We start from the raw sequence: 22,049 nt of genomic DNA on the forward strand, positions 1-22,049 counted from the left end.
TGTCCTTCATAAGGGTGATGAAGGACAGTTTTGGTGGAAATAAGCGTAGTTTTGTCCTTCATGAGACTAATGATGACACCTTGCAAGAAAATAACCCACTGTTCATAACAAAAGGAGTTCAATTCATCAGTGAATTAAACTCCTATCCTGATACGTATTAAATGTCTTTACGGTTTTGTGCTCTTCTGTCAGCTGCGGCTGCACGTTCATTTGCTTCAATATCATCCTCATCGGCTAATTCAGCTGAATATTCAACTTCGTCATAAGCACCTTGAATGGCAGGAGCTTCTTTTTTGTTTTTCTTATTATCCATGTGAATGCCTCCTTACTGTTTATTAGTTTGCGCTTATATTGTTGTATGAACGATTAGATTCTATACTATTTTTTTGCAGCGCGGTCAGCGGCTTTAAAGTCCGATTGGTATGTTACTTCTTGGGCTTTTTTTAAGGTCGTTTTATTATTATCTCGGTCACGTCTTTTTCTTTCCATGTCAAAGGCCTCCTATGTAAAAAAGATTACTGTTAGTATCAACCTTTTGGAGAAATGTATTCGATAAACATGAAAAAAAGTGAAAGGAGAATATGTTCTCACTTTCACTTCGCTATGCTTCTTTTGCTTCGGTTTCATCAAACTGCGTTTGATTTCTCATCATATGAAGATGGTATTGGTCTTTTTCAATTTGAAATAAATCATAAACCACTTCATTTTTGTTTAATTGCTCATATAAATCATGACGTAAATCGTTCGCCAACGTACAGTATGGTAATTTTAAAGCTGCCTTTTGGGAACGAACATTTTCTTTGCGTATACGCATAAAGACAGTTTGAATGTCTTGCTCAAAAAACAATTCTTCAAAAAACGCATCTTTTGCAACCGAGTTATATCCTTTGCCAAAGTATGGTTTTCCAATCCACGTCCCTAAAAACCCAGATGAATGTTGAATATCAAACAAATTAATCGTTCCAATTGGGTTACCCCACTCATCTAAGATTGTTCGCGAAATTAACTCTCCACGTTCTTCAGCTTCAATCGTTTGTTTTGTTAAAAAGACAAACTCATCATAAGAAGCTGCCTTTTGACGAACAAATGGAAAAACAGCAGGGTCAACTAATAAGTCATATAACACATGGCAATCGGCAATGTCCCTTTTTTTCAACATGGTAAAAACTCCCCTCTGAGGGCAGAGCTCTAGTTCTAGTGCCACCCTCGAATTTAATAATTGGTAATATCAAATTCGGGGTGGGAATCGAACCCACTAGGACCAGCCAAGCTGGTGGCGCACCAATTGCCTTCCCATGAAAAAACTCCATATTTTAGTGAATAATCACATAATTGTAGGAAACTCTGCTAAATTGATTACTATGAACGGTATTACTTATATATACGCTATATTGCTTAAGATTACTACTATATATTATAAGGTTTTTATGAAAAAGGGAAGAATTATTTTTGAAAAATATCAAGAAATTTTTTGAAGTAGAAAATTAGGAATAAATACCTTTTAATGCCGTTGATAATTCCGGATGTTCAAATGAAAAACCGTGACTTTTCGCCTTTTCAGGTACTACTTTTTGCCCATCTAATAATAATGTGCTCATCTCACCTAATAATAGCTTAAATGCGACCCCTGGCACTGGTAGCCAATGGGGGCGATGAAGCACCTTGGATATCGTTTTTCCGAAGTCCTTCATTGTAACAGGGTAGGGTGATGTGAAGTTGACAGGTCCAGAGATTTCTTTATGTTGAATGACAAATTCAAAAAGACGAACAACATCGTGGAGATGAATCCATGAAATCCACTGTTTGCCACTTCCAATCGTACCTCCAGCAAGTAAACGATAGGGGAGAACCATTTTAGGCAGTGCTCCTTGTTGTTTATCCAAAACAACTCCTGTTCTAGCAATGACCGTGCGAACGCCTAAAGCTTCAGCGGCTTTTGCTTCCTTTTCCCAACGGTAAGCAACATCAGTTAAAAATCCTTGTGAAGAAATCGTTTCCGAAGCCTCTGTAAATGTGTGTTCTAAAGAAGCACCGTAATAACTAACTCCTGATGAATTAATAAAAACAGACGGAAGTTGTACTAGTTTACTTATGAGTGAAATCGCATTTTGTGTTGATTCAACACGACTATTGATAATTTCTTCTTTTTTCTTTTTGGTCCACCTACCAGAGTTTAATGATTCACCAGCAAGATTGATAAAAGCATCTAGAGGTTTCAGATCGCGTTCAGGATGGCTATCATCGGTTAACCATTTTACATACTGAATGTTATTTTCGTTTGGCCTTAGATTTCTCGTTAAAACAAACACGGTATGTCCTTTTTCGATAAAGTATTTTGTTAAAGCACGTCCAATTAACCCTGTACCTCCAGCGATTGCAATGTTCATTTTCTTCCCACCTTTTAATAACATGATTGTTCGGACATCAGTTCCGTTATTTCTTACATATTGGTATAAGAATGAAGAGCTTCGGACATCTATTCCGTTATTCCCTAATGAAGGCGACTGAAACCACTGAAAATGCTTAAATAGCGGAACAAATGTCCGAAGTGATTTGAATAGTAGCTGTTTTTATTATTATAGCGGAACAGATGTCCGTTACGATCTCAACATTAAAAAAATAATAAAATCTTTTCAATAGTAATAAATCATAACAAGTGCAATTGATTCGATCTCTAGTTTTTCTTAAAGTTAAAATAATTGAACTTCATCCGTTTCATAATAAAGAAATGATACCGCTTTCTTATACTAGATGAAGAGGAGAAGATTCAAAATGAAGAAAGGGATACAAGTAGTTGTCATTACAGGGGCAGCTTCTGGAATAGGTCGTGCTTGTGCATTACGTTTAGCATCAAAGGGGATGTATGTTGGTCTGCTTGATTTGAATGAATCAGAAGCTATGAAGGTTCAGTCCACAATTGAACTGAATGGAGGAAAAGCGCGTACGATTCAATGTGATATCGCAAAGAGCCACGATATTCAACAAGCCAATGAAAAGATTGTGTCAAAATGGGGAAAAGTAGATGTCGTTTGTGCCAATGCAGGCATTGCGGGAAGATTGTCTCCAATTGACTCCATGAGTGAGGAAGAATGGGATACAACGATGTCGGTTAATGTGAAAGGGACATTTTTAACCGTCAAACATGCAATTCCTTATGTGAAAAAGCAGGGCGGATCGATCATCATTACAAGTTCTGTTAGTGGGAACCGAATGTTTTCCCAAGCAGGATTTGCAGCTTATAGTACTTCAAAAGCGAGTCAAGTCGCATTTATGAAAATGGCTGCTTTAGAATTAGCGAAGTATAAAATTAGAGTGAATGCAATTTGTCCAGGTGCAATCGAAACGAATATTGGAGAAAGTATTGAAACATCACCAAACGTAAAAAAAGTCGAAATTCCTATCACTTTTCCTGAAGGTGATCAACCGTTAGAGCATGGTCCAGGTCAACCCGAGCAAGTGGCTGACTTAGTGGAATTTCTAGCATCAAACCGGTCATCACATATAACAGGAACTGAAATTTATATAGATGGAGGAGAATCGCTACTCCGTGGGTAAAAAGAAAACTGGAGAGGAAGAAACAAATATGACAACAATTAAAAAAGCATCAATGGTTATTGATAAACAATTTACGATAGCCGAAGTCGATAAACGAATTTATGGTTCGTTTATTGAGCATTTAGGAAGAGCGGTTTATGGGGGGATATATGAACCGACACATCCAAAAGCAGATGAGCATGGCTTTAGGCAGGATGTCGTTGAGCTCGTTCAAGGATTACAAGTTCCGATCGTTCGCTATCCCGGTGGAAATATGGTTTCTGCTTATCATTGGGAAGATGGAGTTGGACCGAAAGAAGAAAGACCGAGAAGACTGGAGTTAGCATGGCGAACAATTGAAACGAATGAAGTTGGTACAAATGAATTTATGGACTGGGCCCAGAAAGTAGGAACGGAAGTAATGATGGCCGTGAACCTTGGCACCCGTGGAATTGATGCAGCAAGAAATTTCATTGAATATTGCAATCATCCTGGTGGGACGTATTGGAGTGATTTACGTAAAAAACATGGGTATGAACAACCACATGCGATTAAAACATGGTGCTTAGGAAATGAAATGGATGGACCTTGGCAAATCGGTCATAAAACCGCCGATGAGTATGGACGGCTTGCGGTAGAAACAGCTAAAGCGATGAGACTTGTAGATCCATCGATTGAGCTAGTCGCTTGTGGAAGTTCTCATTCAAAAATGCCTACATTTCCAGAGTGGGAAGCGACAACACTTGAGCATACATATGAACAGGTGGATTATATTTCGTTACATCAATACTTTGCAAATCCCGATAATGATTCAGCGAATTATTTAGCAGGCGCCCTACAAATGGACAGTTTTATTAAAACGGTAATTTCTACATGTGATTATATAAAAGCAAAGAAGCGAAGTAAAAAGCAAATGAATTTAAGCTTTGATGAGTGGAATGTTTGGTACCATTCTCATAGAGATTCAAAAAAAATTGAACCATGGACGATCGCCCCGCCACAGCTAGAAGACCATTATAATTTTGAAGACGCTTTATTAGTTGGAAGCTTGCTCATCACATTTTTAAAACATGCCGATCGAGTGAAAGTTGCTTGTTTAGCTCAGTTAGTTAATGTGATAGCGCCTATTATGACGGAAAATAATGGGGCAGCATGGAAACAAACGATATATTATCCTTATATGCATACCTCGCTTTTTGGACGAGGGGTATCACTGCAGCCGGTCATTACTTCGCCTTTGTTTGATACGAAAGATTTTACAGATGTGCCTTATATTGATAGTGCTGTCGTTTATAATGAAGAACATGAAGAAGTCACCTTATTTATTATCAATCGCCATTTAGAAGAAAGTGTTCATTTGACTTGTGACGTTCGTAGTTTTGAAAACTATGAAATTATCGAACATCTTGTGTTAGAACATGATGACTTAAAAGCAGTGAATACAAAACAGCATCAAAAGGTAAAACCACATCCAAACGGAAATGCAGAAATTAAAGACGGTACACTCGAAACACTTGTTAGCCATCTATCATGGAATGTAATTCGGATGAAAAATAAGAAAATCGGTTCTATTCTTCTTTAAACAAATGTTTACAATTGTTCGTTTTTGTTCGATAATAAGGAGAAGAGATGATGAGTGGAGGCTTTCAAATGTTAGCAGTAGAGCGCTATGAAAAAATAATGGCTGAGCTTCAAGAAAATAAAATAATAAAAGTATCAGAATTAAGTGCAAGGCTAGCAGTAACTGAAAAAACAATTCGAGTGGATTTAGAAACGTTAGAAAAACAAGGATTGTTAAAACGAATTCACGGAGGCGCGGTTTTACCGGAAAAGGAAACACGAATTTTTCCAATCGATGAACGCCAATCGATGCGAAGTGATGTGAAGCTTGCCATTGCAAAAGAAGCAATTAAAACCGTGAAACCTAATGAGACGATTTTGATGGATGGAGGCAGTACAACGCAAGCGTTAGCTAACCTTTTAGGGGAGTTTCCTGTAACCATCATTACAAATGATATAAAAATAGCCAATACGCTTTTAGCAAAAGAAAAAGTTCAATTGCTCGTTCTTGGCGGGACGAGCATTCATCCGACTTCTTCCCTTTATGGAGTAGAGGCGATTGATAAATTAAAGCGAATTCGTGTGAATCGGTTGTTTTTTGGAACGACAGGTGTATCAATTGAACATGGTTTAACGGTGTTACATAGTTTACATGCAGAATGGAAGCGGCAAATATTATTATGTGCCGATTATATTACGTTATTAACAGACTCATCAAAGTTCGATAAAGTAGGTTTTATTCAATTTGCATCTATTAATGAAATTGATGAAATCATTACAGATGAAAACATCAATCCATTTATATATAAGGAGTTACAAGCTAAAAACGTAAAAGTTAGTGTTACTTCTTTATAATTTTTTAACAAATTAAATAGAACGATAGATTGATTGCCAGAGATTCTCATGATATAATCGAACTGAAACGAACATAAACGAACATAAAAGGAATAATACGTAAAAGGGAGGGAAAGGAATGGAACAGTCCTTTTCATTACAAGGAAAAGTTGCTTTAGTAACAGGAGCTGGACGAGGATTAGGGCAAGGCATGACACTAGGATTAGCTGAAGCTGGGGCAGATATTATTGGTGTAGGCTATGCACCAATGCCTGAAACACAAGAAAAAGTAGAAGCGCTTGGTCGCCGTTTTTTTGCAATTGAAGCTGATTTATCAAAAGAAGACGCTGTGGCAACCGTTGTGAGTAAAGCTCTTACATATGTAGATAAAATTGATATTTTAGTGAATAATGCTGGTATAATTCGAAGAAATGAAGCGGAAAACTTCTCAGATGAAGATTGGAACGACGTAATTGATGTAAATCTTCATGCAGTATTTAAAATGTGTCGCGAAGTTGGTAAGCATATGCTTGAAAATGGTTCAGGAAAAATTATTAATATAGCTTCGATGTTATCGTTCCAAGGTGGACTTCGAGTTCCTTCCTATACAGCAAGCAAACACGCTGTAGCAGGATTAACGAAATCATTTGCTAATGAATGGTCTGGTCGTGGAATAAATGTAAACGCTATCGCCCCGGGATATATGGTCACTGACAATACAGCGCAATTACGGGCGAATGAAGAACGAAATGCATATATTACTTCCCGAATTCCACAAGGAGAATGGGGAACACCTGAAGATTTAAAAGGACCGATTGTGTTTTTATCTTCTGATGCTTCTCGCTATGTGAATGGGCATATTTTATATGTTGACGGTGGATGGATGAGCTCGTAACGAATGGTGTAAAAAAAGAAAACATAAATTTTAAAAAAATGAGGAGTCGATAAATATGGATATCCGATATGCAACAAACCCAACGGACTTTAAACAATATACAACTGAAAAATTAAGAGACGAGTTTTTAGTAGAGTCTTTGTTTGTAGAAGGCGAAATTAATATGGTGTATTCTCACTATGATCGAGTTGTTGTAGGTGGAGCCATCCCTACAGGCGCCGAATTAAAACTTGATGCGGGGGATACGTTCAGAACAGAATATTTCCTTGAAAGACGAGAAGTAGGCATTATCAATATCGGACCAAAAGGAAAAGTTGTTGTTGATGGAGAAACATACGAGTTAAATAAACGCGATTGCCTTTATGTTGGTTTAGGTCATAAAGAAGTAACATTCCATAGTGAAGACAATGGGAGTCCTGCTCGATTCTATATCGTTTCTGCACCAGCGCATAAACAATACCCAACAAAAGTGTTATCTATTGAAGATGCCGTACCAGTTCACTTAGGAACCGATGCAGAATCAAATCGTCGTACGATTTATAAATATATTCATTCTGAAGGACTTCAAAGCTGCCAACTAATGATGGGCATGACGTTGCTCGAGCCAAACAATATGTGGAATACAATGCCTGCACATGTTCATGACCGTCGTATGGAAGTCTATTTATATTTTGATATGGATGAAGAATCAAGAGTGTTCCATTTTATGGGGGAACCACAAGAAACTCGTCATATGCTCGTCAAAAATGAACAAGTTGTGTTATCACCACCATGGTCGATCCACTCAGGAGTTGGGACGAAAAACTATACGTTCATTTGGGCAATGGCGGGTGAAAACTATACATTTAAAGATATGGATTTCATTAAAATGGAGGACTTAAAATAAAATGTTTAGAAAAAATTACCTGATGTCATTGTAGTCAGGTAATTTTTTTACCTAATTTATGGAAAGGTGGAAACGAGATGTCAGCAAATTTAGAACGATTAAAAAATGAAAAAATAGTGGCGATTATAAGAGGCATTGCCTATGAGGATGGGATACCAACAGCAGAGGCTTTACTAGAAGGTGGCGTAACGTTATTGGAAATTACGTTAAATAATGACGGCGCGTTAAAGCTTATTTCCGAATGCAGAGAAAAATTTGCAGGTAAGCTTTGTATTGGTGCTGGAACGGTTTTAAATTTGGACATGGCGAAGGAAGCCGTTGCGGCAGGAGCGGAATATATAGTTTCCCCTAATTTAGATGAAAACGTCATTGATTATGGATTGTCGGCAGGAGTTGATGTTTGGCCAGGAACGCTGACACCAACTGAAATTGTAAGGGCTTACGAAGCAGGGGCATCGGCAGTAAAAGTGTTTCCGGTCGGAGCGCTTGGTGTCAATTATGTAAAGGATATTCGTGGACCATTAGGACATATTCCGATGATGGTGACAGGTGGTGTCAATGTTGACAATATAAATGACTTTATTCAAGCAGGTGCTGTAGCTGTTGGACTAGGTGGAAATCTTGTAAACAAGCAACTCATTAAAGAAAAGAAATATGATGAAATTACGAATCTAGCAAAACAATTTCTTTCAAAAGTGAAAGGGGGTTAATGATAGATGAGTAAGAAAACGATCGATGTTGTTACGATTGGCGAAAGCATGGTTTTATTTCAACCATTAATAGAAGGGACATTAGCCTATGCACCAATGTTAAGTAAATCTGTTGGAGGAGCAGAATCCAATGTCGCGTTATCGCTACAACGTCTTGGGAAAAAAAGTCGATGGATTAGCAGATTGGGAACAGACCCTTTTGGTGATATGATTATTTCGACTTTAGCTGGTGAAGGGGTTGATGTGTCAAAAGTGATTCGTGACTCTGACGCGCCAACAGCAGTGTTTTTTAAGGAGTCGAAAGGGTATGGTGACCCAAATGTGTATTATTACCGAAAGGGGTCGGCAGCAAGTCGATTTACGAAAGAGGAAATTCAGCCAAACTGGTTTGCGGATGCGAGGCATTTACATGTGACAGGAATAACACCAGCACTAGGAGATAATACAACAGAAATGTTAAAAGAAGCGATGATTCAAGCACGAAAAGAAGGATTAACGGTTTCGTTTGATCCTAATTTACGAAAAAAATTATGGGACGAAGAAAAAGCAAGAACAACACTTCTTTCATTAATTCCGTATTGTGATATTTTTATGCCTGGTTTAGAAGAAGCTCAATTTTTAGTAGGGGAAAGAAATGAAGAAGACTATTGTTCGGTGTTTGAAGAATTAGGCGCCACTCTTGTTGTGTTAAAGCTTGGGACGAGAGGTTCCTTGACTAAATTAGGAACAACGATGATTAAAGCAGAGCCCTATAAAGTAGATTATGTTGTGGATACAGTCGGAGCGGGAGATGCCTTCGCGGCAGGACTGTTATCGATTTTATTGCGAGACGATATGCCATTGGCACAATCTGCATTGGAACGAAATGTTGAATCGGCTTTAAAGCGCGCGAATATTATGGGAGCATTAGCAACACAGTTTAAAGGAGATTGGGAAGGATGTCCGACAAAATTAGAAGTTGAACATCTTGAAGCCGGAAAACAAACAACAACAAGATAATGTGTAAAGAAGGAGAGTTGTGATCATTTGTTCGGAGCTTTCCATCTTTTTTGAAAAAAATAACAACGTTGTTAATAAAAATGAGGAGGAAGCAAAGTGAAGAAAATTGCGATATGTGGGGTAAGCAATCGAGCAATGGGGATGTTTATTGAACCGATTGTGACAAAGTTTTCAAAAGATAATACAATTGTAGGGTTGTTGGATTCTGATGATAGAAGGTTTGAGCTTTGTATTTCTAAATTTCCAGAGCTTCATGCTGTTCCAAAATATAGGCCTGATTCATTTTCAAAAATGATTAAAGAGACAGGTGCAAATACAATCATAGTCACTAGTCGGGATGATACGCATATTGACTATATTTTGCAAGGATTGGCTCATGATGTAACGGTCATTACAGAAAAGCCAATGGTAACAACAGCAAAAGATGCCAAGCGAGTAATGGAAGCAGAAGCAAAAAGTAAAGGGAAGGTCATCGTCGCTTTTAACTATCGCTATAATCCGTATCACCGTAAAATTAAAGAATTAATACTAGAGGGAAAGATAGGAAGAGTAACGTCCGTTGATTTAAATTGGTATATTGATACGTACCATGGAGCGAGTTATTTTAAACGCTGGAATCGAAATCGAGAATATTCAGGTGGGTTATCGATTCATAAATCAACACATCACTTTGATTTAGTCAATTGGTGGATTGACCAGTTACCGGAACAAGTTTTTGCTTATGGTGCGTTAAACTATTATGGAAAAGACGGAGAATTAAACCCGAGCCCAACTGATGGGCGTTATTGTGAAACATGTCGTGAAAAATTAAAATGCCAATATTATATGAGATGGTCAAACCGCTCAAATGAAATAGATGTAAAAGATGACCATTTAAAAAATGAAAGCATAGAAAAATTAAGCTCTAGTTACACAGACTACCGCCCAGATGCCTGTATTTTTGACCATGACATTGAAATAGAAGATACGTATGTTGCTACAGTGAAATATAATGAGGGGGCTTTTTTAAGTTATTCTATTAATTTTTCCCTTCCTTATGAAGGGTACCGACTTGCGATAAATGGAACTAAAGGAAGAATTGAAACGACAGAGTTTCATGAACCAAGCCGTGTCCCATTCCCTATCCCTGTGCAAACGATAGACTATTTTCCTTTATTTGGTGCAAAAGAAGTAATTCATGTGGTACAAAATGGAGGAAGTCATGGTGGCGGTGACCCAATTTTACAAGAAGACCTCTTTTTAGGAGTAGATCCATATCGCCCGTATGAAATATTAGCAGGAGCAAAAGCAGGAGCGTATTCCATCGCGACTGGTGAGGCTGTGTGGCGCTCTAGTAAAGAGAATAAACCGATTTCCATTCTTAAGTTATTGGAATTAGATGTCGACGTCAATGTAAAAGTGCATAACGAATAGGGGGAGTCCATGACTCTCCCTATTTTAAAGATTTGGTCTAGCAGTGAAGCTTTGAAAGCTTATTCTTGAAACGAAAAGACGCTCCCGCGTTTTTATTATTTATGGTACGTAAGCGGCCATGAAAACCGTTATCTGTGAACATTGCTAGCGTTTTGCAACGTTGGCGGACACAGGAGCAGTTAATCATAATATATCGCTAGGAATAGAGTTGCTTTTGCGTTAATAAGCGCTCCTGTGGCCAGTAAAAAACGGAAACCCGTATAAAGTTCACAAATAACGGCTGCTCTGACCGGAAAAATGAGACAACAGTGTCATTATTGGAACATAAAAGTTTACAATTGGTAAATGATCATGTAAAAAAGAGTATAAGAGTTTTCGAAATATTTTGTTGTTTTTCAAAAGTTGGCCAAAGGAGGTTAAAAAAACAAGGATTAAAATTGTTACTTTTCAATATATATTTAACTTTTGTTATCTACTAACGAAGGAAAAAACAACCTATAATTGGGGTTGTAAGCACTTACAAAAAAAGAAACAAGGGGGAAATGAAATGAATAGTAAAATGGCAAAATGGTTTATGTTAGTCATGCTCGTTTTTGTTCTTGCTTTAGTTGGGTGTAGTTCAGAAACAAACAATGACACAACAGACGATGCTACTGAAGAAGCACCATCAAATGATGGCGAGGCTACAGGAAACGATGGCGATGTTACAATTCGTGTCGCATGGTGGGGTGGGCAAGAACGCCATGATATGACACTTGAAGCAATTGAATTGTTTGAAGCAGAATATCCACATATTACTGTTGAACCTGAATATACAGGCTGGGATGGATATTGGGAGCGTTTAAATACGCAAGCGGCTGGTAACAACCTACCTGATGTTATTAATATGGATAACTCAAAATTAAATGAATATAACAGCCGTGATTTATTAGTAGATTTAACACCATTTATTGAAGCAGGCACAATTGACTTATCTGATGTTGATGATGTATATCAAGAAATCAACCAAGACGGTGACCGTACACTTGCTGTTGCATTAGGTGCAAACGCATTATCAGTTGTTTTTAACAAAGATATTCTTTCTGAAAATGGAATTGAATTAGAACCTGGTTACACGTATGAAGATTTACGCGAAGCCATGCTAACGATTGGTGGAGCAACAGACGGAGATTTCTTCGGTTTTGACTTTGCTAATGCGGAATATGAATTATTCTTCTCTTATGCAAGACAAAATGGACAATCTGTGTTTAATCCAGATGGAACAGGCTTAGGATTTGAAGAAGAGATTTTAGTAGATTTCTTTGCGATGGTTCAAGAAATGGTTAAAGAAGGTTCAGGTCCTTCTCACGATATTACAATGAGTTATATTGATGGTGGAAATGCGATGATTGGTGATGGAACTGCAGCGGTGCAAATGGCAGCGAGTAACCAAATTATCGGTCTTTCTCAGTCAACGGATTATGAATTAGGATTAGGACTATTACCTTCATTAGAAGGCGGACAACATGGAAACTGGATTCGTCCGAGTATGTCATTCTCGATTTCCACTCATTCACAACAACAAGAAGCAGCAGCGTTATTTATCGATTTCTTTACAAACAATTTAGAAGCACATGAAGTATTAAAAGCTGACCGTGGTGTACCAATTTCTTCAGCTGTTCGTGAGCATTTAGCTCCAATGGTAGACGGAGCGATTAAAGAAACATTTGATTTCTTAGAGTTAGTGGCAGATTACACGAGCCCAGCTGATCCGCTATCACCACCAGGGGAATCCGAAGTTCGCGGTTCATTCTTACGACTTGTTGAAACGATTAAATATGACAGAATTTCACCAGAAGATGCAGCAGCTCAATTTATGCAAGAAGCAGAAGCAGTATTAAATTAATTGTTTTCATAACAGGCCATTTGCATAAAATGGCCTGTTATAAAATAGGAGGTACACTATCATGGCCAAACCAGAAGAAGTGGTTCGTACTCCTTCTCTATCAGTGGAAGCAAAACAACAACAAAAAAAGAAAGCTCTAAAAGAAACTCTAACTGGTTATGCGATTATTTCACCGTGGTTAATCGGATTTATTTTATTAATTGCAGGTCCGATGCTTGTGTCTTTGTACTTATCATTTACAAATTATGATTTACTATCGAGTCCGAATTGGATTGGAATTCAAAATTATATTAATGTGTTAACAAATGACCCTCGTTTTGTTCAGTCATTAAAAGTTACAATGATTTTTGTGTTTGTCTCAACACCTTTAAAATTAATCTTTGCTCTTTTCTTAGCGATGTTATTTAACACGGGAAGAAAAGGGACGGGATTGTTCACAACGATTTATTATATCCCATCGATTATCGGGGGAAGTGTTGCGATTGCGGTCGTATGGAAGCAAATGTTTGGACGCTCTGGAGCAGTTAATGAGTTCGTTACTTCTTTAGGGTTTACCGGAGTCAACTGGATTGGGAATCCAGACACAGCATTGTCTGTCTTAATCTTGCTTGTCGTTTGGCAGTTTGGATCTCCGATGATTATCTTTTTAGCTGGACTCAGACAAATTCCAAATGAGTTGTATGAGGCAGCAAGTGTAGATGGAGCAAACGCAGTAACAAAGTTTTTCAAAATTACACTGCCAATGTTAACTCCAGTTATTTTCTTTAATTTGATTATGCAAACAATAGGCGCATTTATGACGTTTACACAGTCATATCTCATTACAGGTGGGGGACCGATGGATGCAACGCTCTTTTATGCGGTCTACTTGTATGAGGTTGCCTTCACATATTTAAGAATGGGTTATGCATCAGCAATGGCTTGGATATTACTTGCAATTATTGCAGCCATTACCGCGCTTTTATTCTGGTCTTCGAAGTATTGGGTTTACTATGAATCAGAAGGGGGACGTTCTAAATGAATAAACATAAAAAGCTCAGAGATATCATTTATTATGTGTTCGTCCTCGCTTTAGGGTTCGTCATGATTTATCCGATTCTTTGGATGTTTGCTAGTTCTTTAAAGCCTGCTCAAGAAATATTTAATAATGCGTTATCGTTAATTCCGAGTGAAATTATGTGGCAAAACTACCCACAAGGGTGGCAAGGCTTTGGTCGGACGGGGTTTGATATCTTTTTTACAAACTCAGCGATTATTACATCCCTCGTTGTGATAGGTTCGATTTGTTCTTGTAGTATTGTTGCCTTTGGATTTGCGAGATTAAACTTTAAGTTTAAAGGATTATTGTTTGCTTGTTTAATGGGGACGATTATGTTGCCAGTACAGATTACATTAATTCCACAATATGTGTTGTTTCATAATATTGGCTGGGTCAATACATTTTATCCATTAATCATTCCTGCCTTTCTAGGAGGAACACCGTTTTTCGTCTTTTTACTCATTCAGTTTATTCGAGGAATCCCACGGGAATTAGATGAAGCGGCGATTGTCGATGGTTGTTCTACAATAGGAATCTTTTGGAGAATCATTTTACCGTTATTAACACCAGCTCTTGTTACCGTTGCTTTATTCGCGTTCATGTGGACATGGGATGACTTTTTAGCCCCACTTATTTACTTGAACAATGCAAGTTTGCATACAGTTACCCTTGGTTTACGAAACTTTATGGATGCAGATGGAAATACAAACTGGGGACCGTTACTAGCGATGTCATCGTTATCGTTAATGCCACAGTTTATATTATTTGCCTTTTTCCAAAAATACCTTGTCCAAGGGATTGCAACAACTGGCTTAAAGTAAGCATACAATTGCAGACTACCTGAATACACATCAGGTAGTCTCTATTATGCTACTACATTATTATAGAAAAAAATAGGAGGGCGTTATCATGCCAAAATTAGTTTTTGATGAACAACAAATTAAAGAAGTGATTGATCGTATTGTGGAAAGAACATTTAAAATGGATTTTAGCTGGGATTGGCCAGGTGGAGTTGCATTTTATGGTGTTGCTGAAGCATATGAAGTGACAGGAGAACAAAAATATATTGATTATTTAAAAGAGTGGATTGACCGCGAATTAGAAGATGGACTTCCTAAACTAACGGTGAATGCTTCATCATTAGGACATATTTTACTAACGTTATATAAAGTAACAGAAGAGCAAAGGTATATCGAGATTGCCACAGAAATGGCGGAATACTTAGTAAATGAAGCGGAACGTTTTGATGATGATGTTCTTCAACATACCGTAAATGGAGATAAATATGATTTCCCAGAACAAGCGTGGGTGGACACGATGTTTATGGCAGGATATTTCTTACTTCGAATTGGTAAATTACTAGACCGAGAAGATTTCTTTGAATTTGGCTTAAAACAATATCATGGCCATGAAAAGTTTTTACAAGATGATGATACTGATTTGTACTATCATGGTTGGGATAATCTTGCGCAAAACAATATGTCTAGTATCTTTTGGGCACGTGGCAATAGTTGGGCCGCGATTACAATGGCTAGAGCATTAGAGTACGTAGAAGTACAACACCCTTCTTATATGATTATTGATGGGTCACTCCGAGATTTACAAAGTGCGTTAGTTCGGTTGCAATTAGATAACGGACTTTGGCCAACTGTTTTAACGGACCAAACATCATATCCTGAAGTATCAGGGTCAGCTGGGATTGCAGCTTCACTCTTAGTGCGAGGAAAACTATATAACTCTTATATCCAAAAATCGATTCAAGGCATGCTTGATCATGTGAAAGAAGATGGTTCTGTCTTAAGCGTATCCGCAGGTACAGCAGTTATGAATGATGAACAAGGATATAAAGATGTCCCGTATAAACGTGTACAAGGATGGGGGCAAGGATTGGCTCTCGTATTCTTTGCATCGTTACTGAAAGGGAGAAATATTCAATAAAAGACAGAAAGCAAATTAAGATAGGAGTGTTTGACTTGAAGTCTGTATCAGAAGTTCTTCCTTATATGACATACGGGGGAGATTATAATCCCGAACAATGGTCAGAGGACGTATGGTTAGAAGATGCAAGATTAATGAAAAAAGCAGGCGTAAATCTCGTTTCTGTTGGTATTTTCAGTTGGGGTGTTCTCGAACGAAACGAAGGAGAATTTGATTTTCAATGGCTTGATAAAGTGTTGGATATTCTGCATGACCATGGTGTTGGTGTGAGCCTTGCTACAGCAACGGCTTCAACCCCAGCGTGGCTATCAAAGAAATACCCAGATTCGATTGCAATTGATAAACATGGTGTTCCATATTCCTTTGGATCAAGGCAACACTATTCACCAACGAGCCCTGATTATATTAGACTTGTAAAAATTCTCGTTCGAAAGCTTGCCGAACGTTATAAAAATCACCCTGCTTTAAAAATGTGGCATATTAACAATGAATATGCGTGCCATCTATCAGAATGTTATAGTGCCAATACGGAAAAAGCATTCAGACAATGGCTCAAAGACCGATATGAAACGATCGAAGTGTTAAATGAAAAATGGGGGACAAATTTCTGGAGTCAGCGCTATAATGATTTCGATGAAATTATGTTATTAAATAACCCGCCAACATTTGCAAATCCAGGGCAAGAGTTAGATTATAAACGCTTTATGGATGAAGCTTATTTACAACTATATATAACGGAGAAAGAAATTTTACGTGAAGTGACACCTGAAGTCCCTGTATTTACAAACTTTATGTTCAATTTTAAACCGTTAAATTATTTTAAATGGGCAAAAGAACTAGATGTGGTAACATGGGATTCTTATCCTGACCCAAGAGAAGGGATACCTGTTTCTCATGCGATGAACCATGATATTATGCGAAGCTTAAAGCAAGGTCAACCGTTTTTATTAATGGAGCAAGTGACAAGCCAAGTGAACTGGATGGATATTAATGTCATTAAACCTCCTGGAGTCATGAGAACATTAAGTTATTCCACCGTTGGTCGTGGTGGAGATGGAATCTTATTTTTTCAATGGCGACAAGGGCGAGCGGGTGCAGAAAAATTTCATGGTGCTATGGTTCCTCATTCAAATGATGAAAATAGCCGTGTGTATAAGGAAGTTGTCCAGCTTGGTCAAGAATTGAAACAACTTGAGACTGTTGTTGGGGCAAGAACAGATGCAAAAGTGGCGATTTTGTTTGATTGGGAAAATTGGTGGGCCGTTGAACTTGGATGTAAACCCCATAATAAATTAAAGTATATTGACCGAGTGAAATTATATTATCAAGAATTTTTTGAGCAAAACATTGCCGTTGATTTTAGGCAAGCAAGCGATGATTTAAGTGGATACCAATTTGTCGTCGCACCGATGCTTTATATGGTCAAAGAAGGCGATAAAGAAAATTTAGAGAAGTTTGTAACTAATGGTGGTACATTGCTTGTGACGTATTTTAGTGGCATTGCGGATGAAAATGACCGAATTTATCTTGGCGGATACCCAGGGCCACTCAGAAAGTTATTAGGGATATATGTGGAAGAGTTCGACCCGTATCCAGAAGGAAAGTCAAATACTTTACGTTATAACGGTCAATCTGCTCCTTGTTATATTTGGAGTGACATTATTCATCTTGAAGGAGCAGAACAAATTGCTTCGTTTGGTGAAAATTGGTACAAAGAAAAGCCAGCTGTAACGAAACATGCTTATGGGAAAGGCCATGCTTATTATATTGGAACAGAGCCAGACCGAGCGTTTTTAACGCCATTTATTGAACAGATTACTACGGAGTTACACATTCAAGCTCCACTTAAAGCACCGCCACGTGTTGAAGTTTTGCAAAGAAATACAGCCGAGCATAATCATATTTTTATTATTAATCATAATGATGCTGACGTGACAATCTCTTTACAAGAAAATGTGGAGTATGAAGAGTTGATAACAGGTGAAAGAGTTTCAAAACAACTAAAGGTAAATGCAGTAGATGTTGCGATTTTAAAGTATTAGAAGGAAGAGCGCCTGTCTTGTCTAAAGAGCCAGTAGCCTTCAAGCTTCCTTCAATAGAGGATATCATAAAGGAAAAGCGCCTTTTTGATATCCTCTTGTTGTTTTTTGATAGTTATTTAACATTTTTTATCTGTTATCGTTATGGAGCTCGTTTTATAATTGATGTAAGCACTTACAATTAGAAGGAAGGGTTGCTTGATGAATTTTTCAGGGTTTACAACAGTAGTAAATGAGTGCTGTGAGTGGTTAATGAAACTTGCCTTCTTAAATACACTGTGGGTTGTTTTTTCGGTTCTTGGTTTAGGGATCTTTGGCTGGGCTCCAGCTACAGCGGCTGTGTTTGCTGTATTACGAAAGCGGCTTACGTCTAATGATGAATTTAAGATGGTACCGTTTTTTTGGAGTGTGTATAAAAAAGAATTTTTCAAAGCAAATCTCATCGGGTTGTTTCTCGTGTTTGGTAGCTGGTCTTTTTATTTTAGCTTAAGTACTCTCCTTTATTTACCACAGGCTGCGATGATTGCAATAGGGACGGTATTTTTTATAGCCCTCATTTTATTTCTTGTTGTTTCGTTGTTTATTTTCCCTGTGTTTACACACTATGATACGAATTTGCGAACGTGTTTCCGTTATGCACTTATGATTGGTTTAGCGAACTTGCATTATTGTTTAATAATAGGGATAAGTCTTGGCATTATAGGCGTTTTATTTCATGCCTTCCCTGGTATGCTTTTATTTTATTCGATTAGTTTACCAGTATGGTGTGTCATTGCGATTTCTTTAAGAGTATTTACGAATATGGAGAGTTTTGAACAAAATGTCGAACGAAATAGTTATACGTACAATTGATGAAATAATGCTAAAATAAAAGAGAGAAGAAAATACAATTCATTCTTGATTACAAAAAGAGGGATGTAATTCTGGGGGAATAAGAATGAAGTTTTACAAGCAATACCGGATACGTCATCTTTTATTTGGTAGTTTTTTTCTCTTTATGGTCCTTATCTTTGGAATAGTCATCTATGTTAGTTATCAATATTCTGTCCATGAAATTATTGAAACGACAACGGAATACCAAGAGAAAAACTTAAATTTATTAAGTGAAGATTTAGAAAGTAAATTAAGTACATTTGAAGGATATTCGATCGTGTTATCGAGGCAGCAAATTTATCGAGATGTTATTGGTGGAAGCAATACACAATTTGGACGAACAAGTTCAACACAATCGCTTACGTTAGACTTTTCAAATATCGTGTATAGTGTGCCGGCCATTCATTCAATCGAAATCTTTTTAAATGCTCCTCCGATTGATAATATTCAATATCCTGTCCGCTATTATCCGCTAACAGACAGTTATGAAGAAGACTGGTTTTCTACATTAAATGACGAAACTTCAAGCTGGTTAGGATCGAGGATGGTTGATACGATCGCAGGAGAAAAGCCTGTCATTAGCTTCGGTAGACATGTGAATACATCAAGAGGGCTCCTACAATCTGTGCTTATTATTAATCTTGACCCATATACACTACAAGGCTGGCTAATGGGGTTTAGTGATGAATCCAATCTAGTTTTGCTTGATAATAACGGCAATGTCATTTCAAGTACAAATTCTTTTTTTGACATCGGCGATACATTATATCAAAAAGTCGTCGAAGCAAAAGAGAAGCAAGGAGATGCAAAGTCGACATACCATGTGAGACATCATGAAGATTTTATCGTAGCAACAGCGATTGATTCTGTAGACTGGACATTAATGGAAATTACACCTTATGATGACCTAATAGCGGGAAGTCGAAGAATGACATGGACATTAATCGCAATTGGAATCTTTTCTATTATGCTTGCGTTAGTCGGAACTTTATTTTTAACGAGAAGTGTTACAAAACCTGTTGTTCATCTAGCAAATGTAATGGAAAACTACCAAATTAACCAACCAAAGCCGCAACTGCCAGATGATTATAAAAATGAATTTGGGCAATTATATCGTGGATTTGATGATTTAATCAATCGAGCACAAATGTTATACAAGTCATTAAATGAACAAAACCGCAGACAACGTGAGGCTGAAATTAAAGCATTACAAGCGAATATTAACCCACATTTTTTATATAATACGTTAGATCAATTAAATTGGATTGCGATTGAACGTGGCGATAATGATATGAGCAAAATGCTAGAATTATTAGGGAAAATGCTTCGAGTCGGGCTCTCAAAAGGTGAGAGTATTATTACAGTTGAAGATGAAATCAAATATTTACAGTATTATTTACAAATCCAAAAGATTCAACTTGAAGATCGCTTTTCTTACGACATTCATGTTCCTAAATTAACAGACCGCTTTTTTATTCCAAAATTGACATTACAACCATTTGTTGAAAACGCTATCATTCATGGATTCCAAGATGGTCGTGTTGGGAAGGTTGACATTCATATCGTTGAGGAAGGAGAGCATTTACTACTCCAAGTGTTAGATAACGGAATTGGGTTTCAAACGATCACCCCGCATAAAAGCAAATTAAACACGGGAGGATACGGGATCCGCAATGTCAATGAACGTCTTGATGTTTATTTTGGGAAAGAGGCAAGTGTGAATGTCGTGAATCGAGCAGAAGGTGGAGCTGCAGTATTAATTCGCATTCCGAAAGTTCGCGATAAAGATAGTATTCAACATACTTCATTATAGAATTCACAAGGAGTGATCAATGTGTGGAGTGTAGTTATTATAGACGATGATAATAAGGTGTTACGTGGAATGAAAAAAGTAATACCTTGGGAGAAGCTTAATTGTCAGTGGGTTGGAGAAGCCCAAAACGGAAAAGCGGGAATCGAAATCATTGAAAAAACACAACCAGACATTATCATTACAGATATTTATATGCCAGTGATGAATGGATTAGAGATGATCCAAGAACTGAAGCAAAAAGAGTTTGATAGTAAAGTAATTATTTTAAGTGGGTACAATGATTTTGAATATGCCCGCCAGGCGATGAGGTTGAGAATTGATGATTATTTATCAAAGCCAGCTTCAATTGATACGATTACAGATGTATTATGTAAAGTCATAGAAAATTTAGAACAAGAACGAAAAGAGAAAGAGAAGGTCGTAGAATTACGACAAAAGGTCAGTATATATGAACCTTTATTAGAAAAACAGTGGGTGAAATCTGTCATATCAGGAACAGCAGATGTTTGGAATACGCCAGTTGAAGTCGACTCATTAGTTCGGAAATGGGAAACAAAAAATCATCTCATTCTTGCAATGACATATGATGAATCTGTTGAAACATCATGTTTGCAGTCCGATTGGGACTTATTTCGATTTGCAGCAAATAATATTATAGAAGAAGTAACAGAACAATTTTTTGATGATTTCGAATATATTGAACACCATGTTTTCCAAAGCTCAATTTGTCTACATCTCGACAAAGAGGAAACAAATATCGTAAAGACCATTGAGAAGTATAAAAGAATCATAGAGTCGAAATTCCAGGATTGTTTACAAGTGCAGGCAACAGTCAACGTAGGAACGATGAAAGAAGATTGGCGAGAGATTCCAAGTTCAATGAAAGATGCTCTTTTCCCAGGGACAAGGGAAGACGCCGAGAGCAAGGTAGAACCTGTGTCGAAAGAAGTGCCACAACACCTCCTCTGGTCGCAATCCATGCAAGTGAGTCAAAAGCTATCAGAAGCGATTCGTTATGCTGATTATGATAAAGCATGCCAACTGATTAATGACTATTTTGCGAGTGTGGAACAATATCCGTTTCATAAAAAAGTCGCGGTCCGAATTGGAATTGAAATGTGGACAGTAATGACCTATTCGCTTTATGATATCGGAATTAAAAATGAAGAAATGTATTCGAACGATTTTGATTTATACCAAGAGCTTTCTGATAAATCATCATGGCATGAAGTAAGACGTTATTTAAATGAAAATGTAAAAAGAATGTGCAGTCATCAACAATGGGAAGAAAATAGTAAACATCGAAAATTAGTAGATCAAATGATTGCCTATGTACAAGAGCATATAAGTGAGAACATTACATTACAAGATATCGCCAATGAGCTTTATATATCTAGAAATTATTTAGGACAAATTTTTAAAAATATCGTCGGAGAATCATTTAAAAATTATATGACTCGTGCCCGTATGGAAATGGCAAAAAAGATGATCCAAGAAGGGAACTATTTAATTTACGAAGTTTCTGAAAAAGTTGGGTACGTGAATCCAGCCTATTTCACAACGACATTTAAAAAATATACTGGTTATACACCGACAGACCTCATTCATAAAAAAACAGTGAATCAATAAGG

20 protein-coding genes are annotated in these 22,049 nt (G+C 37.3%); 16 read left to right on the plus strand and 4 right to left on the minus strand.

Going from position 1 to position 22,049, the window contains the following annotated elements; genetic code table 11:
- Window positions 1-157: 157 nt before the first annotated feature.
- The 4 genes from T323_RS28615 to T323_RS0124560 all read right to left on the minus strand — a co-directional run bounded on the left by T323_RS28615 (window position 158) and on the right by T323_RS0124560 (window position 2,387).
- Window positions 158-313: a YfhD family protein gene (locus T323_RS28615; protein ID WP_084309403.1), complete on the minus strand. Its 156-nt coding sequence runs from the start codon at window positions 311-313 to the stop codon at window positions 158-160.
- Between the two features lie 65 nt (window positions 314-378).
- A complete protein-coding gene (locus T323_RS28620; RefSeq protein WP_084309404.1) occupies window positions 379-489 on the minus strand; it encodes a YfhE family protein in 111 nt (36 codons plus the stop codon).
- A 112-nt stretch (window positions 490-601) separates the two neighbouring features.
- On the minus strand, window positions 602-1,159 hold the full coding sequence (locus tag T323_RS0124550; RefSeq protein ID WP_026675620.1) for a GNAT family N-acetyltransferase: 558 nt from the start codon (window positions 1,157-1,159) through the stop codon (window positions 602-604).
- A 325-nt stretch (window positions 1,160-1,484) separates the two neighbouring features.
- On the minus strand, window positions 1,485-2,387 hold the full coding sequence (locus tag T323_RS0124560) for a TIGR01777 family oxidoreductase (protein ID WP_026675622.1): 903 nt from the start codon (window positions 2,385-2,387) through the stop codon (window positions 1,485-1,487).
- A 385-nt stretch (window positions 2,388-2,772) separates the two neighbouring features.
- Between T323_RS0124560 and T323_RS0124565 the strand changes: the two genes are divergently transcribed.
- The 16 genes from T323_RS0124565 to T323_RS0124640 all read left to right on the plus strand — a co-directional run bounded on the left by T323_RS0124565 (window position 2,773) and on the right by T323_RS0124640 (window position 22,047).
- Window positions 2,773-3,555 carry an SDR family oxidoreductase gene (locus T323_RS0124565; protein ID WP_026675623.1) on the plus strand — a complete coding sequence of 261 codons (783 nt, stop codon included), beginning with the start codon at window positions 2,773-2,775 and terminating at the stop codon, window positions 3,553-3,555.
- Between the two features lie 28 nt (window positions 3,556-3,583).
- The gene (arfA, locus tag T323_RS0124570) at window positions 3,584-5,116 is read left to right on the plus strand and encodes an arabinosylfuranosidase ArfA (RefSeq protein WP_026675624.1); all 1,533 of its coding nucleotides are present in this window, start codon (window positions 3,584-3,586) and stop codon (window positions 5,114-5,116) included.
- Window positions 5,117-5,166: 50 nt separating this feature from the next.
- Window positions 5,167-5,949, plus strand: a complete 783-nt coding sequence (locus T323_RS0124575; RefSeq protein ID WP_245613771.1) for a DeoR/GlpR family DNA-binding transcription regulator — start codon at window positions 5,167-5,169, stop codon at window positions 5,947-5,949.
- Window positions 5,950-6,067: 118 nt separating this feature from the next.
- A complete protein-coding gene (gene kduD / locus T323_RS0124580) occupies window positions 6,068-6,823 on the plus strand; it encodes a 2-dehydro-3-deoxy-D-gluconate 5-dehydrogenase KduD (protein WP_026675626.1) in 756 nt (251 codons plus the stop codon).
- A 55-nt stretch (window positions 6,824-6,878) separates the two neighbouring features.
- Window positions 6,879-7,709: a 5-dehydro-4-deoxy-D-glucuronate isomerase gene (gene kduI, locus T323_RS0124585; protein WP_026675627.1), complete on the plus strand. Its 831-nt coding sequence runs from the start codon at window positions 6,879-6,881 to the stop codon at window positions 7,707-7,709.
- A gap of 77 nt (window positions 7,710-7,786) precedes the next feature.
- Window positions 7,787-8,419, plus strand: a complete 633-nt coding sequence (locus T323_RS0124590; protein ID WP_026675628.1) for a bifunctional 4-hydroxy-2-oxoglutarate aldolase/2-dehydro-3-deoxy-phosphogluconate aldolase — start codon at window positions 7,787-7,789, stop codon at window positions 8,417-8,419.
- A gap of 6 nt (window positions 8,420-8,425) precedes the next feature.
- A complete protein-coding gene (locus T323_RS0124595; protein WP_026675629.1) occupies window positions 8,426-9,418 on the plus strand; it encodes a sugar kinase in 993 nt (330 codons plus the stop codon).
- Window positions 9,419-9,514: 96 nt separating this feature from the next.
- On the plus strand, window positions 9,515-10,831 hold the full coding sequence (locus T323_RS0124600; RefSeq protein ID WP_026675630.1) for a Gfo/Idh/MocA family protein: 1,317 nt from the start codon (window positions 9,515-9,517) through the stop codon (window positions 10,829-10,831).
- 547 nt (window positions 10,832-11,378) lie between these two features.
- Window positions 11,379-12,716 carry an ABC transporter substrate-binding protein gene (locus T323_RS0124605; RefSeq protein WP_245613772.1) on the plus strand — a complete coding sequence of 446 codons (1,338 nt, stop codon included), beginning with the start codon at window positions 11,379-11,381 and terminating at the stop codon, window positions 12,714-12,716.
- Between the two features lie 61 nt (window positions 12,717-12,777).
- Entirely contained in the window at window positions 12,778-13,737 is a 960-nt protein-coding gene (locus tag T323_RS0124610; RefSeq protein WP_051556718.1) for a carbohydrate ABC transporter permease, read from the plus strand.
- Window positions 13,734-14,576, plus strand: coding sequence for a carbohydrate ABC transporter permease (locus tag T323_RS0124615; RefSeq protein WP_026675633.1), 843 nt, complete (start codon window positions 13,734-13,736; stop codon window positions 14,574-14,576). Before T323_RS0124610 ends, T323_RS0124615 begins: the two co-directional genes overlap by 4 nt.
- An 88-nt stretch (window positions 14,577-14,664) precedes the next feature.
- Window positions 14,665-15,693, plus strand: a complete 1,029-nt coding sequence (locus T323_RS0124620; RefSeq protein WP_026675634.1) for a glycoside hydrolase family 88/105 protein — start codon at window positions 14,665-14,667, stop codon at window positions 15,691-15,693.
- Window positions 15,694-15,728: 35 nt separating this feature from the next.
- Window positions 15,729-17,735 carry a beta-galactosidase gene (locus T323_RS0124625; RefSeq protein ID WP_035179913.1) on the plus strand — a complete coding sequence of 669 codons (2,007 nt, stop codon included), beginning with the start codon at window positions 15,729-15,731 and terminating at the stop codon, window positions 17,733-17,735.
- Window positions 17,736-17,933: 198 nt separating this feature from the next.
- The gene (locus T323_RS0124630) at window positions 17,934-18,584 is read left to right on the plus strand and encodes a YesL family protein (RefSeq protein WP_026675636.1); all 651 of its coding nucleotides are present in this window, start codon (window positions 17,934-17,936) and stop codon (window positions 18,582-18,584) included.
- Between the two features lie 85 nt (window positions 18,585-18,669).
- Window positions 18,670-20,418 (plus strand): sensor histidine kinase, encoded by a 1,749-nt coding sequence (locus T323_RS0124635; RefSeq protein WP_026675637.1) that lies wholly within the window; start codon window positions 18,670-18,672, stop codon window positions 20,416-20,418.
- A 21-nt stretch (window positions 20,419-20,439) separates the two neighbouring features.
- Window positions 20,440-22,047 (plus strand): response regulator transcription factor, encoded by a 1,608-nt coding sequence (locus T323_RS0124640; RefSeq protein ID WP_051556719.1) that lies wholly within the window; start codon window positions 20,440-20,442, stop codon window positions 22,045-22,047.
- Window positions 22,048-22,049: the final 2 nt, after the last annotated feature.

This window comes from Alkalihalobacillus bogoriensis ATCC BAA-922 (assembly GCF_000621445.1).
Classification (GTDB): Bacteria; Bacillota; Bacilli; order Bacillales; family Bacillaceae_F; genus Bacillus_AO; species Bacillus_AO bogoriense.

Excerpts from the sequence above, each read along its gene's own strand:
- T323_RS28615 (WP_084309403.1), bottom strand. The coding sequence starts at position 313 with ATGGATAATAAGAAAAACAAAAAAGAAGCTCCTGCCATTCAAGGTGCT.
- T323_RS28620 (WP_084309404.1), bottom strand. The coding sequence starts at position 489 with ATGGAAAGAAAAAGACGTGACCGAGATAATAATAAAACGACCTTAAAA.
- T323_RS0124550 (WP_026675620.1), bottom strand. The coding sequence starts at position 1,159 with ATGTTGAAAAAAAGGGACATTGCCGATTGCCATGTGTTATATGACTTA.
- T323_RS0124560 (WP_026675622.1), bottom strand. The coding sequence starts at position 2,387 with ATGAACATTGCAATCGCTGGAGGTACAGGGTTAATTGGACGTGCTTTA.
- T323_RS0124565 (WP_026675623.1), top strand. The coding sequence starts at position 2,773 with ATGAAGAAAGGGATACAAGTAGTTGTCATTACAGGGGCAGCTTCTGGA.
- arfA (WP_026675624.1), top strand. The coding sequence starts at position 3,584 with ATGACAACAATTAAAAAAGCATCAATGGTTATTGATAAACAATTTACG.
- T323_RS0124575 (WP_245613771.1), top strand. The coding sequence starts at position 5,167 with ATGAGTGGAGGCTTTCAAATGTTAGCAGTAGAGCGCTATGAAAAAATA.
- kduD (WP_026675626.1), top strand. The coding sequence starts at position 6,068 with ATGGAACAGTCCTTTTCATTACAAGGAAAAGTTGCTTTAGTAACAGGA.
- kduI (WP_026675627.1), top strand. The coding sequence starts at position 6,879 with ATGGATATCCGATATGCAACAAACCCAACGGACTTTAAACAATATACA.
- T323_RS0124590 (WP_026675628.1), top strand. The coding sequence starts at position 7,787 with ATGTCAGCAAATTTAGAACGATTAAAAAATGAAAAAATAGTGGCGATT.
- T323_RS0124595 (WP_026675629.1), top strand. The coding sequence starts at position 8,426 with ATGAGTAAGAAAACGATCGATGTTGTTACGATTGGCGAAAGCATGGTT.
- T323_RS0124605 (WP_245613772.1), top strand. The coding sequence starts at position 11,379 with ATGAATAGTAAAATGGCAAAATGGTTTATGTTAGTCATGCTCGTTTTT.
- T323_RS0124610 (WP_051556718.1), top strand. The coding sequence starts at position 12,778 with ATGGCCAAACCAGAAGAAGTGGTTCGTACTCCTTCTCTATCAGTGGAA.
- T323_RS0124615 (WP_026675633.1), top strand. The coding sequence starts at position 13,734 with ATGAATAAACATAAAAAGCTCAGAGATATCATTTATTATGTGTTCGTC.
- T323_RS0124620 (WP_026675634.1), top strand. The coding sequence starts at position 14,665 with ATGCCAAAATTAGTTTTTGATGAACAACAAATTAAAGAAGTGATTGAT.
- T323_RS0124630 (WP_026675636.1), top strand. The coding sequence starts at position 17,934 with ATGAATTTTTCAGGGTTTACAACAGTAGTAAATGAGTGCTGTGAGTGG.
- T323_RS0124635 (WP_026675637.1), top strand. The coding sequence starts at position 18,670 with ATGAAGTTTTACAAGCAATACCGGATACGTCATCTTTTATTTGGTAGT.